Source organism: Spiroplasma endosymbiont of Megaselia nigra (assembly GCF_003987485.1).
Taxonomy (GTDB): Bacteria; Bacillota_I; Bacilli_A; order Mycoplasmatales; family Mycoplasmataceae; genus Spiroplasma.
Map to the genome: position 1 here is coordinate 1 of NZ_RCOO01000152.1, position 2,842 is coordinate 2,842.

3 protein-coding genes are annotated in these 2,842 nt (G+C 21.5%); 2 read left to right on the forward strand and 1 reads right to left on the reverse strand.

Annotated elements, in window-relative coordinates; translation table 4 throughout:
* On the reverse strand, positions 1-666 hold a 666-nt coding region (locus tag D9R21_RS05555), incomplete at its 3' end, for a hypothetical protein (RefSeq protein WP_148108845.1).
* A gap of 1,232 nt (positions 667-1,898) precedes the next feature.
* On the opposite strand from D9R21_RS05555, the gene D9R21_RS05560 reads away from it, so the two are divergent.
* Positions 1,899-2,348: a hypothetical protein gene (locus D9R21_RS05560; protein WP_126821425.1), complete on the forward strand. Its 450-nt coding sequence runs from the start codon at positions 1,899-1,901 to the stop codon at positions 2,346-2,348.
* On the forward strand, positions 2,329-2,727 hold the full coding sequence (locus D9R21_RS05565; protein WP_126821426.1) for a hypothetical protein: 399 nt from the start codon (positions 2,329-2,331) through the stop codon (positions 2,725-2,727). The genes D9R21_RS05560 and D9R21_RS05565 overlap by 20 nt, the downstream gene beginning before the upstream one ends.
* Positions 2,728-2,842: the final 115 nt, after the last annotated feature.

A 2,842-nucleotide genomic window follows, 5' to 3' on the forward strand; every position in this document is an offset into this window, starting at 1 on the left:
ATTATCATTTTCATCCGTGTATTTTTCATAAGATACTTTTAAACTTTTAGAACGAAACATTGAAACTCTTAAATTATTATATCTTTTATCTAGTTCTTTGTCCGTTAAAATTTCTTTTTCTTCAGCATGTATCATTTCATCTGTTCAGGCCGATATAATACCGCTACCTTTACCAACTTTTCCCATAATTTTATTACCATTAGCATAACCTGCAAAAGCAATGCGAACACCACTAGGAAAAACAATTTCGCCACCTTCTTTAACATTTTTAGGTCAAACAATGCCATTTTCATTGTCGGGTCCTATATCAATCCCATATTTATCATATAGATAGTTACAGACATTAATTGTATCGCCAAATGTAGTATCTTCGTGGGTGTTGGCGTATCTTCGTAAAATATTAGATGAAGCATCGGTAAAATTACAAGCAAAAAATAATTTTTCTGCTAAATGATTTCATGTTTTATTAGTACCACGACCAGCTGAAACAAATTTAAAAAAACTTGGCGAAGTAAAATATCGGGCATAACTATCACCAACAAAATCTTTAAATACTTCTCAATCAAAACCAAAATTATAGTCACTAAAATTTAAATCATATTTATTATTTAAATGAAAATAGCTAGTAGCTTGGTTTTTATTATTAATTTTAGTAAAATATTTCATTTTTTTTACAAACCTCCATTAAATTTTTATTTAGTAATTTGACACAAATACCCCCTGATTTGTGTCCCTTGTAGTTAATTAAGAAATCCAAATCCAGTTCTTAAACAGTCATCTACTGCTACCCACACTTTTTTATTTTTATTGTAGTTATTGTAAAATTTAGGCACGGAAATTAATCCTCTTTTTACAGCCAACTTATTACGAAATTATGAAAAAAGCAAAAAACTACTTTACAGTTGTGTAGCATCTTTTTATCCGAGGCAGCAGCTTACTCCAATATTTTTTATAAAAGCTATCTTTGGTTTTTCGGTCTTCCAATTAAGCAAAACATTAAATTTTTATTTTTAATTTATTCACAACAACAAATTAAAATAATTTAAATAAAAATAAAAAAAGTAGTAAATTGTTTTTAAAAACAATTTACTACCAAAAATAAGTTAAATATTATTTTTTTTAATTAATAATTACTAATTAAAAAATTAAATTTATAGTAATAAATAATATTTAGCGGTATAAATTGTATTTAACAATTTAAATATTAAGAATTACACATAAATTTAATTTTAGTAATCTTAATTACTTTTATTTTACCATAATTCTTTAATTTTTGTTTTTTAAAAATGATATAATTTTTATGAGACAAAAACTTGTTTTTTATATTTGGACATCTTAATAAAAAAATAAATAGGTTTTTAGTTTCCCCCTTTATAAATATTTTAAAATATGTTTTTTAATATATATATGTATTGTTTTTTCATTATTTTATATGTTATAATGATTATGAATAAGTCCAAATATAAAGCTTATTCTATTTTAAAAATAATCTTTAATTTTAGTGGTATAGAATTATTGATTATTTTTTTTTATTTTATTTGCTTTTTTTCTTTTTTTGTTATAAAATTAAAATGTTAGGAATTAAATTTATGTGTAATTCTTAATATTTAAATTGTTAAATACAATTTATACCACTAAATATTATTTATTACTATAAATTTAATTTTTTATTTTATACATTTACAATTTAAAAAAGCAAATAAAATAAAAAAAGATATTTAATTTATTAATATTTAGATTGTATTTATACAATTTATTTTTATTAATAAATTATTTTTTATTTACAAGATAATTTAGTTGATTAAATGTATGAAGGTGGGTTTTTGTGTTAAAAATAATCAAACAATTAGAAAATTTATATTTTTTATTTAAATAAAACATTATAAATAATAAAGAACATGAAATATATTATTTCAATTGATCCTGCTGGAATTGGACAAACTGGTATTATTATTTATAATGTTTTGCAAAAGAAAATAATTAATAATATTACTTTTAATTCCATAAATGAAGAAGAAGCAATAAATAATATGTATTTAATATTAAATGATTTTAAAAATAAAACTTGTTCTTATTTAAATAAAGTTATTGTAATAATTGAAGATTATCAACTTCATAAGGGTTTAAAAATAAAAAACCCACTATCTACTCCTAAATTTATCGGTGGTTTAAAAGTTTTATGCAAATATCTATTTAATTTAAATTATGTTTTACAATCGCCAGTTGTTAAGAAAAATTATATTTATAAAGGAAATATTAAAATGTCAGAGCACGAACATGATGCTTGAAAACACTTACAATATTTTTTAGCAAAAGGAGTTGATAAAAATGGCACAAACAAAAAGTAATTTACCTAAAAAATCAACAACTAATAAACATAAAATAAAAAATAAAAGGGTTAATAAATTAGAATTAACTGTTAGATTACATGAAAATCCGATTAAAACCAAAATTAAGGCACTGGTTGCTGGTGGTGTTGAAGTTGATGCTTGTTCGGCTAAATGTCAATGAGAAGGATTAAATTATTCAACATTATCAATATATAACCCATCTATTTTAACTGAGTTTTTGAAATTAAAGAAAGATGATGAGATAAAAATTAAAGGTTCAGTATTTAATCAGTTAAATATAAAAACTAAACGATATTTTTTATCTTTTCGAGTCGATAGTTTTGAAATAATAAAAAAAGCAATTAGAAAAAGAACAAATACAAATATTAAAAAATAGGGGGGAAAATAATGACATTAAAAAATGTAAAATATGTTCTTATTAATGAAAATAGTGAACCTATTAAAAATGAAGATGGTAGTTTAGATATTAAAACTGCTGAAATTATTTTAGA